Source organism: Scandinavium hiltneri (assembly GCF_024764835.1).
In the GTDB taxonomy this organism is placed as follows: Bacteria; Pseudomonadota; Gammaproteobacteria; order Enterobacterales; family Enterobacteriaceae; genus Scandinavium; species Scandinavium hiltneri.
In genome coordinates this window covers 14,089-29,743 of record NZ_JALIGE010000067.1, presented here as the reverse complement: position 1 = coordinate 29,743, position 15,655 = coordinate 14,089, and the positions used below count along the sequence as shown (strand labels likewise).

Sequence of the window (15,655 nt, the reverse complement as noted above, 5' to 3'; positions counted from 1 at the left end):
CAGACAAGGTTCGCAGTACCGGTTACCTTGGAGATGACCCGGCCAGCCCGAAGGCTGCCCTGCCTGAGCCACCATTGAATGTGCAAACACAAAATCAGTGTCTGACAGATGAACGGAGGCGCAACACATAATTATGGAATATATGTGTTCTCAAGGTAATTTTCGGGCTGCGAAACCCGGCTGTGGATTTTGCCACAGCGGGGCTGACTATATCGCAAATCGAAGACGTTAACCAACCCAGTAACGGACACAATGCGAGTTGTTTTCCAAAGAATTTTTCCGCGTTGCAGTGGTTGCAAATGGGTTGCGAAGAAGGTTCCACGAGAGAGGGGATAACGCCCGGATCTTTTACCCGGACACAAAAATGCCCGCATAACTTTCGCTATGCGGGCTTTCGACTTCATCAAGTGATTCTGATAAGCATTGATGGGGGATTTTGGGCTGGCCGACACCGAGCAGGAATACCGCGAACTCATTGCCGCCAGTGAAAAAATTAATTATTCCGCACAGGATAGTGACATTTTAACGGCCAGCGGATTCAGGCCTGACGCGGCTTCGTGGGATGATAATCGTGAGAAATTCACACCCGCACAGAACCTGAATTACGTGAATAAACGCGCAGAACTGACCGCGCAGTAGCCGTCAAAAAATCCCCGTAAATCCCGCCATTTTTCCAGAATTAGTCCATGCATGCGTAAGGTGCATGGTTTTGCATGAGTTTTTACGTCCCGATCTCCCTCGCCAGCGCAAGGTCTGGTGCGGCCTGAGGCTCGCCTTGCACCTGCATTAAAAGCGCCCCCTTAAGCGTGCAGGCGTGGCGGGGAGAGCATTGCGCGCCAAATAGTAAAGGTGTATAAAAAAGAAATTCATATGTGTTTTCCCAATCCTATCATGCCATTACTTAGAATGAGGGGGCGCCGTGGAACGGTGCGGTAATTATTTACTTGAAGATGGTCGCAAGCTAGGACGTGGTGGCTTTGGCGAGGTATTTCAGGTTGGTGTGCATAATTTGACTCATACCAACGTAACAGCATATGCCCGCAAATATTTTGCTCCATGCCCAGAGTATGACGATACAGCAATAAAAGAGCTAACTGACTTAAGGCAGCGTTTTTTAGTTGAGATAAAAACTCAATGCATTCTCAACAGAATAAATTATGATTCCATTGCGCCAATAGTTCTTTTTAATACTAATGGCGATAAGCCTTATTTTGTTATGGAGTTGGCTGAGTGCAATTTATATGAATCCATTCGCAATGGTATGAGTGACGCTGAGAAGTCATCAGCTGTAATTCAGATCTTAAAGGGAATTATTACTATTCATGAGAATGATTATATACATCGGGATCTAAAGCCAGGGAATGTTCTTTATTATACCGATGGTAAATACAAAATAACTGATTTCGGCCTTGTAAAAGACAGAGATACTTTACGAGCTGAGGTCAAAACAAAATTTAATCCGAATCAGATGGGTACAGACGGGTATAGAGCGCCAGAAATACATGAAAGCGGTCTGTTCTCTTTTCAAACTGATATATTTGCTGTGGGGAAAATTATCACTGACATATACTGTGAAGGAAGAAGCGATAAGTTAAGAAAGTTGATAGCTAAATGTTGTGCTCATTGGCCTGAAGAACGATATCAAGATGCACAGGAGTTATTGGAAGATTTTATAAAAGTGACGGGGGTTTAAACTATGAATAATATAATTGAAATGTCTTGTTTTAGCTCAAAACAACCCGAGAAAAATGAAAATGAGGATTTTTATTTGCCTCCGTCATTTGATAGTGATTTTAATATAGTTTTTGCTGTGGCTGATGGTGTTGGATCTTCAGAACATTCAATTCTAGCATCACATGCTGCTATCCGAGGTATCAAGCAAGTACTCGGGGATAACTCTTTTTGTATTGAAGGGGCATTTCACTCGGCTAAGAAAGAAATTGATGATTTAAATATTAGTACTGCTACAACTTTAACAATCATTCATATTAAAGATAATGAAGTGTTAATTGGGCATTCTGGTGATTGTCGTGTCTATTTCAGTAAAAATAATAAATTAAATCAGTTAACAACAGATCAAACTAGATATCAAGAACTCCTTGACTCTGGTGAGCATAAGTTGCGTAATTTGAGGAATCATAAAGAAAGATTGTCTTCAATTTTAATTAATGCTCTGTCGAATACGACTGATTTGAGTTTTGAGCTAATATCTGTACCAATTGATGAGTTAAAGTTTAATGGGGTTCTTCAAATTTATGCAATGTCTGATGGGGCTTATAAACATTGGGATACTAGGCCTAAATTTTCTGAAAAAACAATGAACTCTCCTTCGTCCTTCGCGAGTAGTTTAAGAAAAAGGATCGAGAAGAGCATTATTGATGATTATACTTTTATTGGTGTGAAAGTAAGCTGAATTTGTATCTGAATTATAAGCGAGCTGATTTTAGCTCGCTTGAATTTGCGTGTTATAAATATTTCCCACTCTTTAGTTGGTATGGCGTGAATACAATTAGGTTTTTTATTTGTACAATATTCTCCCCACCAATCCATTAAGATGATTCGTTGTTCTAAATAAATTGAACGGTTGTAGGCTCGTCTAACTTCATTTCTATCCGAGTGAGCAAGCGCCGCTTCTATAAGGTCAGCATTAAATCTCTTTTCATTCATTGCCGTATTCGCTATCGACCTTAATCTATGAGCAACCAATTTACCACCATATCCAATCCGTTTTATAGCTGCATTAGCTGTTTGGCTATTCATGGGCTGCTTTGGATCATTTCTGCTCGGAAAAACATGTTCACGATGAGCGCTGATTGGCTTCATTACTTCCAGAATCTCTAATGCCTGAGGAGATAGAGGTATAACGTGCTCACGCTTAGATTTCATCCGTTCGGCTGGAATAGTCTAAAGCTTTGCTTCTAGATCGATCTTTGCCCAACGAGCACCGGAGGCCTCAGAAAGGCGCACAAGCTGTTGCCGATTCTTTGCAACCTCAGCTTGAATTTGTGGGTTGGCCACGTTGGCTAGTAAGGCAAGGTAATCCGCCCTTAACCCTCGGGCATCGGCAAGCGAAAGGGCAGAAAAAGCATCAAGTCCCATCATGGTCCACTGCTTTGTTGCCGGACGTTGATAACGGAAACGCCAGAGCTTTTTCCCGTTGGTTTTCACTATCAGAAAAAGCCCATCGTCATCATGCAGCGTTAGATCCTTCTCTAACGCTTTAGCGCGCAGAACTTCGGTGTTGGTCAGGGGGCGTGTTGTCCGTGCCACTATGGCTGCTCTTATATGAATTGGTATACGCATTTAGGTATACATCCTATACCTAAACGTATACCCATAATCACTGGATTCAGGCGGATCGACTCAAACAATTACACCCACAAAAAAGCCCGCATAACTTTCGCTATGCGGGCTTTCGACTTCATCGGATGACTCTGGTAATCACCGATGGAGAATTTTGGTGGAGCTGGGGGGATTTGAACCCCCGTCCGAAATTCCTACATCCTCGGTACTACATGCTTAGTCAGTCTTTACATTCGCCGGGCAGCTGCGGACAGACACGCCACTACCAGACTAGCCTGATTAGTTTTAGCGATTTCACCCCAGGCAGGATGTCCACGCGATCTCTTTTGGTTTTGACCTCTCTTGATCCCCGTCTTAAGAGCGGAAGCTAGGGAGAGAGGGCTCTTAGCAGGTTATTAAGCTGCTAAAGCGTAGTTTTCGTCGTTTGCGACTATTTTTTTGCGGCTTTTTACGAGGCAAACCGCCCCTCGGCATGCACCTTGGGTTTCGCAAATCCCGTCGAATCCAGAATCAGCCCCAATGTGTTCCAGTCAGTATAACAGACCTGCCAGGCTAAATACCACCGCTATAACCCGCGTAAACGCTCACTTATCGCTCACGCAGCGCCTCTTTCGCACGGTTGAACGGTTTAATCAGGTAATCCATGACGGTTTTCTCGCCGGTTTTGATGTCGACGCTGGCGACCATCCCCCCGGTGATATCGAAAATTTGTGGCCGCGTTTGTTCACCAGATAGTCCTGATGGGTGCGGATAACTACCCGGTAATACACGATTTCTGGTTTCACTTTGTCCTGAATGGTGTCCGGCGAGATGGTCTCCACTGCGCCTTCGATGCCGCGCGGCGAAAGTCGGGCCTCGATCAGCAGGTGATCGTCTACGGGGACTATCTCCATCATTTCACCGTTATCCGAGCGCTCAAGCTGAAGTTTCACAAGGGATGCCGCTGTGAGGGTTACTTCAGAGGCTTGAACAGTGCTGGATACGCCAGTCAATTCGGAAATAATAGAAACAGGACACATGGTTATCAGTCCATTCAACGATAGTGGTGGTACCGTTTTTACAAACAAGGTCCGTTGCTATTAGAAGCAGTGAATAATTAAATTATGCGGCAGGTCTGACGTGAATTGTCCTGAGACGAAAACCCCAGTTTTTTATCGGCTTAATATTGCTGTGTGTACTGATCATGATATAGACAGGAACGAAAGAATGCACAAATTAAGCAACGTTTAACTTTGCTTTAGTAAAAGTGAACTGTTAGTACCTGAGGCGTCAAGTTGTCTGGTCCGTTTGAGGTGGGTGAAGGCGAGTGATGCGGAATGTTTTTGGTTCAACACATTGAAATATCGATGGTTGTCCCGCATAAATGGAAATTATTTCTGAGAGGCGGTGAGGGGTAATGGTTATCGGTTCTTATGTGTTGAACGGATGGTTTGCGAGAGAAATATCCCCTTTTTTGTTTTAAATATTCCCTTCGAATGCGATCCCGGTCCCTTTACGTAAGACCGCGAATAATAGTGTTAATTAAGCCCCTCAAGGACTACATGATATATCATGAAGGTTCTAATGATATTGATGGTCTGGTGAATTGTTTTTTGATGAGTAATTGTATTTCGGCTTTAATTAATTTTTAGCGGGGGAAGGAATGGTGGTGCCAGACGTAAAAAAGTCCCGTTAGCGTTATTCCACGCTTTCGGGACAGTTTCAGATGAAAGGAATTAGCGCCCGGCGTGTTTCATAATGCGCGCTTTATCACGCGCCCATTCCTGATCTTTCAGGTCGGAGCGTTTATCGTGCTGCTTTTTACCCTTCGCCACGCCAATTTTGACTTTACACCAGGCATTCTTCCAGTAGAGAGAGAGTGCAAGTACGGTGTAACCGTCGCGGTTAATCTGGCCGATGAGCGAATCAAGCTCGCGCTGATTCAGCAGCAGCTTACGGGTACGGGTAGGATCGCAGACGTAGTGACTCGATGCGACGGCCAGCGGCTGGAAGTTAGCCCCGAACAGATAGGCTTCACCGTCACGCAGGATAACGTAGCTGTCGCTAATGTTGGCTTTACCTGCACGCAGAGATTTGACTTCCCAGCCCTGTAGGGCCAGTCCCGCTTCATACTCATCTTCGATAAAATATTCGTGGCGGGCGCGTTTATTCAGCGCGATAGTGGCTGATCCAGGTTTGTTAGATTTTTTCTTAGTCATAGTGTCCTGAAGTCATCTTTTCTGTACATTGCCTCAATCCTCCCGCGAGGCGCAATGGCGTATCTTAGCACGAGTTACGGCACAGCGTTTTTTTTAACAGGGGATAAATGATATTATTTGCGCGATGACAGTGAGTGGAAATAGCCATGCCCCAGATTAGTCGTACTGCGCTCGTGCCTTACAGCGCGGAACAGATGTACCAACTTGTGAACGATGTAGACGCGTATCCTGACTTTATCCCTGGTTGCACCGGGAGTCGTGTGCTGGAGGCCGGGCCGTCGCAGATGACGGCGGCGGTTGATGTATCAAAAGCGGGTATCAGCAAAACCTTCACCACCCGAAATACGCTGACCGATAACCAAAGCATTTTGATGCACCTGGTGGATGGCCCGTTCAAGAAATTGATCGGCGGCTGGAAGTTCACGCCGCTCAGCCAGGATGCGTGCAAAATCGAGTTTCATCTGGATTTTGAGTTCACCAATAAACTGATTGAAATGGCGTTTGGCCGCATCTTTAAAGAGCTGGCCTCCAATATGGTGCAGGCTTTCACGCTGCGCGCCAAAGAGGTTTACAGTGTCGGCTAATATTACGGTAGAAGTCGTTTATGCTTTGCCCGAAAAGCAGTATCTGCATAAGGTTTCGCTGGAAGAGGGCGCGACTGTTGAACAGGCAATTGTTGCCAGCGGCTTAATGCGTTTGCGTCCGGAAATCGACCTCACCAGCAACAAAGTGGGGGTCTGGAGTCGGGCTGTTAAATTGCAGGACGCGGTACATGATGGCGACCGGGTAGAAATTTATCGCCCGCTGATTGCCGATCCGAAAGCACTACGGCGCCAGCGTGCCGAGAAATCTGCAAAATAAAAAAGCGCTCAATGAGCGCTTTTTTTACGTCAGTGCGACAGGCGTAGTTGCCTTAAGTCAGCGCCGGTTTGTTGTCGATGTTAGTCAGCACACCGCTGGTGTTGAAGGTCAGGGTCAGCGTCTGCTGAGTCACTTTTTCGTGGCCAGGTTCCTGACGGAACACATAGAACCAGGTATTTGTTCCGAACGGATCGGACATCATTGGGGTACCCAGAGCGTAGGCGACCTGCTGTTGTGTCATGCCGACACGAATTTTTGCGACGTCGTTAGGTGCCAGATAGTTACCCTGGTTGATGTCAGGACGGTAAACCACTCGCTCCAGAGTGGAACAGCCTGCGGTCAACATCAGAGCAACCGCTGCGGCAGCAGTCAGCATTTTACAGCGCATAGTGATTTGATTCCTTTTCGGGCCCGAGCAGTTCACGGCTCAATTGTCATATGCCGATGATAATAGACCTTGCCTTACATTGAAACTGGTCTTACGGCGTTTTGTTGTTGTCTATGACCCTGAGTTACCGAAAAAGTTTATGCCGCCAGCAACTCTTTGGCGTTCGCCAGCGTGTTGCGAGTCACTTCGCTTCCGCCGAGCAGACGGGCCAATTCCTGCAAACGCGCGCGTTTATCGAGCGGCTGCATATGCGTTTCGGTCATTGCGCCGTCGGTTTCTTTGCTGACGTAGAAATGGTGGTGACCACAGCCTGCCACCTGCGGCAGGTGCGTGACGCACATTACCTGAGTCGATTCACCCAGCTGGCGCAGCAGTTTGCCGACGACCGCAGCGGTTGGGCCGCTGATACCCACATCGACTTCATCAAAAATCAGCGCCGGGGTTTCCATTTTACGGGCGGTGATCACCTGGATAGAGAGTGCGATACGGGAAAGCTCACCGCCGGACGCGACTTTCGCAATTGGCTGCAACGGCTGACCTGGGTTGGTTGTGACGCGAAACTCAATGCGGTCGGCCCCTTCGGCGGTCAGGTGGTTTGCTTCGAAACTGACATCAATCGCGAACAGTCCGTGTGGCATCGATAAGGAGTGCATGCTGTCGGTGATCAGCCCGGCTAATTCAGTGGCGCTGGCCTGGCGCAATGCATGTAGCTGTTCGGCGGTTTCCAGCGCCTGCTGGTGGTGTTTAGTCACTGCGAGGCTCAGGGTTTCCGCAGAATCGGCCTGGTCGTCCAACTGCTGCTGTTCATCGAGCAGAGACTGATAAAATGCCGGGAGCTCTTCCGGGGGCACATTGTGCTTACGCGCCAGCGCAATCTGGCGTGAAATACGCTGCTCAAGTTCAAACAGGCGATTCGGATCGAGGTCGAGACGGTCACAGTAGTGACGCAGTTCATCGCTGGCTTCGCTGAGCTGAATGGCCGCTTCTTCCAGCATTTCGAGCACGCCGGAAACTTTGCTGTCCATGGAGACCAGTTCGGTCACAAGCTGGCGCGCGCTGTACAGCTGGCTTAACAGGTTCGCGTCTTCGCCATCGGCTAGAATCGACATGACATGTTGGCTGGTGCTGATCAACTGCCCGCTGTTGGCGAGGCGTTTGTATTCTTCATCAATTTGCTCAAACTCGCCCGCCAGCGGCTGGAACTCGTTCAGCTCTTTCAATTGATACTGAAGTAATTCCGCACGCGCGATGCGTTCGTGGCTGAGCTGCTGATGCTGCGCGAGGTCACGACAGCTCTGATGCCACTGACGATATTGTTCCGCCATTCGCTGGGTGAGCACTGACTCACCCGTGTAGCCGTCGAGCAGGGATTTTTGATGTTCGGGTTTCACCAGAAGCTGGTGTGCGTGCTGACCGTGAATTTGAATCAGCAGTTGGCCGAGTTCGCGGAGCTGAGAAAGAGGAACGGCGGTGCCGTTAATGAAGCCGCGCGAACGGCCGTCGCTGCTGATCACTCGGCGAAGTAAACACTCACGTCCGTCTTCCAGCTGGTTTTGCTCCAGCCAGCGTTGAGCCGCAGGCGTATCTTTCAGGACGAAGCGGGCGCAGAGATCGGCGCGGGTCGCCCCGGTGCGGACGATGTCGCCCTCGGCGCGGCCACCCAGACACAACCCAAGGGCATCAATCGCAATAGATTTACCGGCACCGGTTTCCCCGGTGATGGCCGTCATTCCGCTGTGAAAATCGATTTCAAGCTCACGTACGATTGCAAAATTGCTGATGGTAAGTTGTGCCAGCATAGTCGTCTTCCTGTATGAAAAACCATAACTGTATTTTCATACAGTATAAACTGGTTTTTTATACAGTAAAGAGCCGAAAAGCAAAATCAGAACAATTTTTTTGACCAGCCGAGTTTTGAACTCAACGTATTGAAATAGTTGTAATCTTTAGGGTGAATCAGGTTGAGGTGATAATCGCAGCGGCGGATCAGGACATCTTCGCCTTCCTGAATCGGCAGCGCAATCTGGCTGTCACAGCTGATTTCCAGGTCACTGCGGGGATGGGCAAACCGCAGACGAATGGTGCTGCTGCTGTTGATAACCAGCGGGCGCGCGGACAGCGTGTGTGGGAACATCGGCACCAGCGTGATGGCGTCCAGTGAAGGGGTCAGAATTGGACCGCCTGCTGAAAGTGAGTAGGCGGTTGAGCCAGTCGGCGTCGAGATAATCAGGCCGTCTGAGCGCTGGGAAAAGGCAAATACTTCATCGATATACACTTCGAATTCAATCATGTGTGCCACTTTTCCGGGGTGCAGCACAACTTCGTTGATGGCGGTACTGATGCGTTTCTGACACTCTTTCTGGCACACCTGTGCTTCAAGCAGAAAACGTTTCTCGGTGATATAGTGGCCTTCGAGCACGTCAGCCAGCTGCTGATGCGCGTTATCGGGGTCGAGATCAGTCAGGAAGCCCAGGTTGCCACGGTTAATGCCGATAACTTTAATGTCGTAGCGAGCCAACGTTCGCGCCGCGCCGAGCATATTGCCATCACCGCCGACCACGACCGCCAGGTCGGCCTGTTGGCCAATTTCAGCCAGGGTGCCGGTGGCAACGTTCTTTAATTGCAGCTCGCGGGCAATCTGTTGTTCAACAATGACATTGTAGCCTTTGGTACACAGCCAGCGGTACAGCATTTCATGTGTGGTCAGCGCGGTAGGATGGCGGGGATGACCGACAATACCGATACACTTGAAATGATTGTTCATTTTCTGGAGGTCCTTGTGGCGAATGAATGATGACAATGTGCCTGCTTCCCTTGAAACCCGCAGCACGATCCCCATAATAAGCGAAGTCAGCGAGATGAATACGAAAAAACGCGGAGAAATTCATGAGTAGTAAAGAACAGAAAACGCCTGAGGGGCAAGCCCCGGAAGAAATTATCAAGGACCAGCACGATGAGGTAGAGGCCGTGGAGCCTGAGACTTCGGCTGAGCAGGTGGATCCGCGCGATGAGCAAATTGCGAATCTGGAAGCGCAGCTTAACGAAGCTCAGACCCGTGAACGCGATGGTGTTCTGCGTGTGAAAGCCGAAATGGAAAACCTGCGTCGTCGTACCGAACTGGACGTCGAAAAGGCGCATAAATTTGCGCTGGAGAAGTTCGTGAACGATCTTCTGCCGGTTATCGACAGCCTGGATCGTGCGCTGGAAGTGGCTGATAAAGCCAATCCGGACATGGCTCCGATGATTGAAGGGATTGAACTGACCCTGAAATCCATGCTCGATGTTGTACGCAAGTACGGCGTGGAAGTCGTGGGTGATACCAACGTACCGATGGACCCGAACGTGCATCAGGCTATCGCGATGGTTGAGTCAGAAGAAGTGGCTGCAGGCAACGTGCTGATGGTGATGCAGAAGGGGTATACCCTGAACGGTCGTACCATTCGCGCGGCAATGGTCTCGGTCGCTAAAGCGAAGGCATAAGTCGCTTACTTTTCCTCTCCCTCATCAAGAGGGAGAGGTTTTTAATTATTCCCCAACGCTTTCCCGCAACGATTTTACCGGCACGACTTTCACCTGCTTAATCATGTTGTCCTGCACGTCGAGAATATCGATGTCGTAATGGTTGATGCGCACCCGTGTGCCAATCGCCGGGATCTCTTCCAGTGCTTCCAGAATCACGCCATTGATGGTGCGGGCCTCATCTTCCGGAAAATGCCAGTTGAAGGCTTTGTTCAGCTCACGCACGTTGGCGGTGCCGTCGATAATCACCGAACCGTCATTTTGCGGGGTGACTTCTTCTGCCAGCGATGGCGACATAGAGGTCGTGAAATCGCCGACGATCTCTTCCAGAATATCTTCCACTGTCACCAGGCCCTGAATATCGCCGTATTCGTCGACCACCAGGCCCGCTTTTTTCTTGTTCCGCTGGAACTTCACCAGCTGGGTGCTGAGCGGCGTACCTTCCGGCACGTAGTAAATTTCATCAGAGGCGCGCAGCAGTACTTCTTTGGTGAACTCTTGCTTCTCCGTCATCAGGCGATAGGCTTCGCGCACGCGCAGCATGCTGATGGCGTCATCCAGCGACTCACGGTAAAGCACAATGCGCCCGTGCGGAGAGTGCGTGAGCTGGCGGACGATAGATTTCCAGTCGTCGTTGATATCAATCCCCACGATTTCGTTGCGTGGCACCATGATGTCGTCGACGCTGACCTTTTCCAGATCCAGCACCGACAGCAGCATGTCCTGATTGCGACGGGAAATTTGCGAGTGCGATTCGTTCACGATAGTGCGCAGTTCGTCTTTGCTGACTGCGCCGCTGATGGTGGTGTCGGTTTTGATGCCCATCATGCGCATTAGGATGCGGGTGATGGTGTTCAGCAGCCATACCAGCGGCATCATCAGAATTTGCAGCGGGGCCAGCAGGAAGCTGCTCGGGTAGGCGACTTTTTCGGGATACAAGGCGGCGATGGTTTTCGGCAGCACTTCGGCGAAAATTAGCACCACGAAGGTCAAAATACCGGTGGCAATCGCCACACCCGCATCGCCGTACAGGCGCATACCGACGATTGTGCCTAACGCAGAGGCGAGAATATTGACGAGGTTGTTGCCGATCAGCACCAGGCTAATCAGGCGGTCAGGTTTACGCAGCAGCTTTTCGACACGTTTTGCGGCCTTGTTGCCCTGTTTTGCCATATGACGTAATCGATAGCGATTAAGGGTCATCATCCCGGTTTCTGAACCGGAGAAGTAGGCAGAGATAATAACCATGACGACAAGCGTAATGATAAGCGTCGTGGTTGAGATATGTTCCAAACCGGGTTTCCTTTAAGTCTTAGCTCACAAACTGTTGCAGCACACGGCTGCCAAAATAGGCCAGCGTCAGAAGACCTGCGCCAGCCACGTTAAACCAGACCACGCGACGTCCGCGCCAGCCTTCATGATAGTGACCCCATAACAACACGATATAGACAAACCACGCGATAATAGACAGCACTGCTTTGTCGATATTTTCAACGCTGAACAGGTTGTGCAGATAAAACAAACCGGTGCACAGGGTCAGAGTGAGCAGCACAACTCCCACCTGGGTGATGTGAAACATTTTACGTTCGATGCTCATTAGCGGCGGCATTTCGCTGCTAAAGGCGAGTTTTTTATTCTTGAGCTGATAGTCGATCCACGCCAACTGGAAGGCATACAGCGCGGCGATAATCAGCGTTGCGTAGGCAAACAGCGACAGGCCAATGTGCACCATCATTCCCGGCGTCGTTTCCAGATGCGTAATAAACTCATTAGGCATGAAGGTGGCGAAGGCGAGATTGATCAAGGCAAACGCATACACAATCGGCAGCAACAGCCAGCCGCGGTTACGCGAAGCAACGATGGTCATCACCGTACAAATCATCAGGCTGACCAGCGAACCGACGTTCAACAGGCTCAGGTTTTGTCCGCTATCACCGCCGGGCAAAATTCGCGCTTCGAGCGCAAATGCGTGACAGATGAGGGCAATGACCGCAGAAAGAATTGCCATGCGCCGCCAGCCGCTGTTTTTTTGCAGCAGGCCAGGAATGATCAGCGCAAGGCTGATGGAGTAGGCAACAAGTGCGAGCAGGGCAAAAACAGGCATAGAGATGTCGACATTGGCGTGTGATGAAAGAGAAGCAGTATAACGTTACGGGGCTCAGGCTCCAACCGTTGCATCACAACTCGTGCGGTGTCGTGTTATACTGCGGCAAAATTCTGTGAATGTGTCGCTGTGGCGACCGTACGTTTCCACCTCAGGCGAGAGACAATGTTTGATAATTTAACCGATCGTTTGTCGAGTACGCTGCGCAACATCAGCGGTCGCGGACGCCTTACTGAAGACAACATCAAAGACACGCTGCGCGAAGTGCGCATGGCGCTGCTGGAAGCTGACGTCGCGCTGCCTGTCGTTCGTGATTTCATCAACCGCGTAAAAGAAAGCGCGGTTGGGCATGAAGTTAACAAGAGCCTGACGCCAGGCCAGGAATTCGTCAAAATCGTTCGTAAAGAACTGGTTGCGGCGATGGGCGAAGAAAATCAGGTTCTGAACCTGGCCGCTCAGCCACCAGCTGTCGTACTGATGGCGGGCCTGCAGGGTGCCGGTAAAACAACCAGCGTCGGCAAGCTCGGCAAGTTCCTGCGCGAGAAGCATAAGAAGAAAGTGCTGGTCGTGTCGGCGGACGTTTATCGCCCTGCGGCGATTAAACAGCTGGAAACCCTTGCCGAACAGGTGGGTGTCGATTTCTTCCCGTCAGATGTGGCTCAAAAGCCTGTCGATATCGTTAATGCGGCGCTGAAAGAAGCGAAGCTGAAATTCTATGACGTGCTGCTGGTGGATACCGCCGGTCGTTTGCACGTCGACGAAGCGATGATGGACGAAATTAAACAGGTTCATGCCGCGATTAATCCGGTAGAAACGCTGTTTGTGGTCGATGCAATGACCGGTCAGGATGCCGCGAATACGGCGAAGGCGTTTAACGAAGCGCTGCCGCTGACCGGTGTTATTCTGACCAAAGTCGATGGTGATGCCCGCGGCGGTGCGGCGCTCTCGATTCGTCACATTACCGGTAAGCCGGTTAAATTCCTCGGCGTCGGCGAGAAAACTGAAGCGCTGGAGCCGTTCCATCCGGATCGTATCGCGTCTCGTATTCTCGGCATGGGCGACGTGCTTTCGCTTATCGAAGATATCGAAAGCAAAGTGGACCGCGCGCAGGCTGAAAAGCTGGCGAATAAACTCAAGAAAGGCGACGGCTTTGACCTCACCGATTTCCTTGAGCAGCTGCGCCAGATGAAAAACATGGGCGGCATGGCAAGCCTGATGGGCAAACTGCCGGGCATGGGCCAGATTCCTGACAACGTGAAAGCGCAGATGGATGACAAAGTGCTGGTGCGTATGGAGGCGATTATCAACTCGATGACCTTCAAAGAACGCGCCCACCCGGAAATCATCAAAGGTTCCCGTAAACGCCGTATCGCAGCGGGCTGCGGTATGCAGGTGCAGGACGTTAACCGTCTTCTGAAACAGTTCGACGACATGCAGCGCATGATGAAGAAAATGAAGAAAGGCGGTATGGCGAAGATGATGCGCGGTATGAAAGGGATGATGCCACCGGGTTTCCCGGGGCGATAAGCTCATTTAGATTGCATTTTGCGCCGAAATGAGTAAAATTTTCGGGCTTTTAATATGACACTGGGCTCCGTTCCTCGATGGGGCCCTGTGTTTTATTCACACAAGAGGATGTTATGGTAACTATTCGTTTAGCACGTCACGGCGCAAAAAAGCGTCCGTTCTACCAGGTTGTCGTTGCTGACAGCCGTAATGCACGCAACGGCCGCTTCATTGAGCGCGTTGGTTTCTTCAACCCAATCGCTTCCGCTTCAGAAGAAGGCACTCGCCTGGATCTGGATCGTATCGCTCACTGGGTTGGCCAGGGCGCAACTGTTTCTGATCGCGTAGCTACGCTGATCAAAGCAGCAAACAAAGCAGCTTAATCTGTCACGGTGGTCATGATGAGCAAGCAACTCGCCGCGAAAGTCCCTGCTGAACCTATCGTGGTCGGCAAATTGGGCTCTTCCTACGGTATTCGTGGTTGGCTCAGAGTGTTTTCTTCCACCGAAGACACCGAAAGCATTTTTGACTATCAGCCCTGGTATATCCAGAAGGCGGGTCAGTGGCAAATCGTCGAGCTGGAAAGCTGGCGTCACCACAATCAGGATCTGGTTATCAAGCTGAAAGGCGTTGAAGACCGGGATGCTGCGAATCTCATGACGAATTGCGAAATTTTCGTGGATTCCTCGCAGTTGCCTCAGCTCGGAGAGGGTGACTACTACTGGAAAGACCTTATGGGTTGCCAGGTTGTGACCACTGAAGGCTATGACCTTGGTAAAGTCATCGACATGATGGAAACCGGGTCCAATGACGTTCTCGTCATTAAGGCAAACCTGAAAGATGCGTTTGGTATCAAGGAGCGGTTGGTCCCGTTCCTCGATGGGCAGGTTATCAAGAAAGTCGATCTCACTACTCAAACCATTGAAGTAGATTGGGATCCTGGTTTTTAAAACCTCCGGATTACCGGTAAAAGACGGCACTATGGGGATTGGCTTGTGTTTATTGGTGTAGTTAGCCTGTTTCCAGAGATGTTTCGCGCGATTACCGACTACGGGGTAACTGGCCGGGCAGTAAAAAATGGCCTGCTGAGCATCCAGAGCTGGAGTCCTCGTGATTTCGCTCATGACCGGCACCGTACCGTGGACGAACGTCCTTACGGCGGCGGACCGGGGATGCTAATGATGGTGCAACCTTTGCGGGATGCTATTCATGCAGCAAAAGCCGCGGCAGGTGAAGGCGCGAAAGTGATTTATCTTTCACCTCAGGGACGCAAGCTTGATCAAGCAGGCGTCAGCGAACTGGCAGCGAGTCAGAAATTGATTCTGGTGTGCGGTCGCTATGAAGGGGTAGATGAGCGCGTAATCCAAACCGAGATTGACGAAGAATGGTCTATCGGCGATTACGTTCTCAGCGGTGGTGAGTTACCAGCAATGACGCTGATTGACTCGGTCTCCCGGTTTATTCCGGGTGTTCTGGGCCATGAAGCATCAGCAACGGAAGATTCCTTTGCTGACGGTTTGTTGGACTGTCCACACTATACTCGCCCTGAAGTGTTGGAAGGAATGGAGGTCCCGGCAGTTTTACTGTCAGGCAACCATGCCGAGATACGTCGCTGGCGTTTGAAGCAGTCGCTGGGCCGGACCTGGCTTAGAAGACCTGAACTTCTGGAAAACCTGGCTCTGACTGAAGAGCAAGCAAGGTTGCTGGCGGAGTTCCAACGGGAACACGCACAACAGCAACATAAACATGATGGTGAGGCGTAAGCCCCCAAATATC

General features: G+C 50.1%; 15 protein-coding genes, 1 other RNA gene and 3 pseudogenes. 10 read left to right on the top strand and 9 right to left on the bottom strand.

The genetic code is table 11. The features are described 5' to 3' along the window. Positions 1 to 474: 474 nt before the first annotated feature. From MUU47_RS02190 to MUU47_RS02180, 3 genes and pseudogenes are all read left to right on the top strand, one after another. Positions 475 to 639, top strand: a pseudogene (locus MUU47_RS02190) (phage polarity suppression protein); the annotation flags it as partial. A 280-nt stretch (positions 640 to 919) separates the two neighbouring features. Then, the gene (locus MUU47_RS02185; protein WP_258986463.1) at positions 920 to 1,693 is read left to right on the top strand and encodes a serine/threonine protein kinase; all 774 of its coding nucleotides are present in this window, start codon (positions 920 to 922) and stop codon (positions 1,691 to 1,693) included. Positions 1,694 to 1,696: 3 nt separating this feature from the next. Continuing rightward, a complete protein-coding gene (locus tag MUU47_RS02180; RefSeq protein ID WP_258986461.1) occupies positions 1,697 to 2,413 on the top strand; it encodes a PP2C family protein-serine/threonine phosphatase in 717 nt (238 codons plus the stop codon). A 119-nt stretch (positions 2,414 to 2,532) separates the two neighbouring features. Here MUU47_RS02180 and MUU47_RS02175 read toward each other — a convergent pair. From MUU47_RS02175 to smpB, 4 genes and pseudogenes are all read right to left on the bottom strand, one after another. Beyond that, positions 2,533 to 3,270, bottom strand: a pseudogene (locus MUU47_RS02175) (tyrosine-type recombinase/integrase); the annotation flags it as partial. Between the two features lie 188 nt (positions 3,271 to 3,458). Next, positions 3,459 to 3,821: a transfer-messenger RNA gene (gene ssrA, locus MUU47_RS02170) on the bottom strand. 70 nt (positions 3,822 to 3,891) lie between these two features. Further along, a pseudogene (locus MUU47_RS02165) lies at positions 3,892 to 4,208 on the bottom strand (beta-barrel domain-containing protein); the annotation flags it as partial. Positions 4,209 to 5,018: 810 nt separating this feature from the next. Continuing rightward, positions 5,019 to 5,501, bottom strand: coding sequence for an SsrA-binding protein SmpB (smpB, locus tag MUU47_RS02160; RefSeq protein WP_159757942.1), 483 nt, complete (start codon positions 5,499 to 5,501; stop codon positions 5,019 to 5,021). Between the two features lie 146 nt (positions 5,502 to 5,647). Here smpB and MUU47_RS02155 point away from each other — a divergent pair, with 146 nt between their 5' ends. Together MUU47_RS02155 and MUU47_RS02150 are read left to right on the top strand one after the other, a co-directional pair. Then, positions 5,648 to 6,085, top strand: a complete 438-nt coding sequence (locus tag MUU47_RS02155) for a type II toxin-antitoxin system RatA family toxin (RefSeq protein WP_258986459.1) — start codon at positions 5,648 to 5,650, stop codon at positions 6,083 to 6,085. Further along, positions 6,075 to 6,362 (top strand): RnfH family protein, encoded by a 288-nt coding sequence (locus MUU47_RS02150; protein ID WP_258986458.1) that lies wholly within the window; start codon positions 6,075 to 6,077, stop codon positions 6,360 to 6,362. The genes MUU47_RS02155 and MUU47_RS02150 overlap by 11 nt, the downstream gene beginning before the upstream one ends. A 52-nt stretch (positions 6,363 to 6,414) precedes the next feature. Here MUU47_RS02150 and bamE read toward each other — a convergent pair whose 3' ends face one another. The 3 genes from bamE to nadK all read right to left on the bottom strand — a co-directional run bounded on the left by bamE (position 6,415) and on the right by nadK (position 9,514). Continuing rightward, positions 6,415 to 6,750, bottom strand: coding sequence for an outer membrane protein assembly factor BamE (gene bamE / locus MUU47_RS02145; protein WP_258986455.1), 336 nt, complete (start codon positions 6,748 to 6,750; stop codon positions 6,415 to 6,417). Between the two features lie 137 nt (positions 6,751 to 6,887). Continuing rightward, the gene (gene recN, locus MUU47_RS02140) at positions 6,888 to 8,549 is read right to left on the bottom strand and encodes a DNA repair protein RecN (RefSeq protein ID WP_258986453.1); all 1,662 of its coding nucleotides are present in this window, start codon (positions 8,547 to 8,549) and stop codon (positions 6,888 to 6,890) included. 86 nt (positions 8,550 to 8,635) lie between these two features. Further along, a complete protein-coding gene (nadK, locus tag MUU47_RS02135; protein ID WP_258964496.1) occupies positions 8,636 to 9,514 on the bottom strand; it encodes an NAD(+) kinase in 879 nt (292 codons plus the stop codon). A gap of 122 nt (positions 9,515 to 9,636) precedes the next feature. Between nadK and grpE the strand changes: the two genes are divergently transcribed. Next, positions 9,637 to 10,230: a nucleotide exchange factor GrpE gene (gene grpE, locus MUU47_RS02130; RefSeq protein ID WP_159776938.1), complete on the top strand. Its 594-nt coding sequence runs from the start codon at positions 9,637 to 9,639 to the stop codon at positions 10,228 to 10,230. Positions 10,231 to 10,275: 45 nt separating this feature from the next. On the opposite strand, the gene MUU47_RS02125 is transcribed toward grpE, so the two are convergent. After that, positions 10,276 to 11,562: an HlyC/CorC family transporter gene (locus MUU47_RS02125; RefSeq protein ID WP_258986452.1), complete on the bottom strand. Its 1,287-nt coding sequence runs from the start codon at positions 11,560 to 11,562 to the stop codon at positions 10,276 to 10,278. 19 nt (positions 11,563 to 11,581) lie between these two features. Then, positions 11,582 to 12,373 carry a cytochrome C assembly family protein gene (locus tag MUU47_RS02120; protein ID WP_110512053.1) on the bottom strand — a complete coding sequence of 264 codons (792 nt, stop codon included), beginning with the start codon at positions 12,371 to 12,373 and terminating at the stop codon, positions 11,582 to 11,584. 165 nt (positions 12,374 to 12,538) lie between these two features. On the opposite strand from MUU47_RS02120, the gene ffh reads away from it, so the two are divergent. From ffh to trmD, 4 genes are all read left to right on the top strand, one after another. After that, on the top strand, positions 12,539 to 13,900 hold the full coding sequence (gene ffh / locus MUU47_RS02115; protein WP_125352746.1) for a signal recognition particle protein: 1,362 nt from the start codon (positions 12,539 to 12,541) through the stop codon (positions 13,898 to 13,900). Between the two features lie 113 nt (positions 13,901 to 14,013). Next, positions 14,014 to 14,262 carry a 30S ribosomal protein S16 gene (gene rpsP, locus MUU47_RS02110; protein ID WP_159757921.1) on the top strand — a complete coding sequence of 83 codons (249 nt, stop codon included), beginning with the start codon at positions 14,014 to 14,016 and terminating at the stop codon, positions 14,260 to 14,262. Between the two features lie 18 nt (positions 14,263 to 14,280). Then, the gene (gene rimM, locus MUU47_RS02105) at positions 14,281 to 14,829 is read left to right on the top strand and encodes a ribosome maturation factor RimM (RefSeq protein ID WP_159776935.1); all 549 of its coding nucleotides are present in this window, start codon (positions 14,281 to 14,283) and stop codon (positions 14,827 to 14,829) included. Positions 14,830 to 14,874: 45 nt separating this feature from the next. Then, positions 14,875 to 15,642 carry a tRNA (guanosine(37)-N1)-methyltransferase TrmD gene (gene trmD / locus MUU47_RS02100; protein WP_110512057.1) on the top strand — a complete coding sequence of 256 codons (768 nt, stop codon included), beginning with the start codon at positions 14,875 to 14,877 and terminating at the stop codon, positions 15,640 to 15,642. The last annotated feature ends 13 nt before the right edge of the window (positions 15,643 to 15,655 follow it).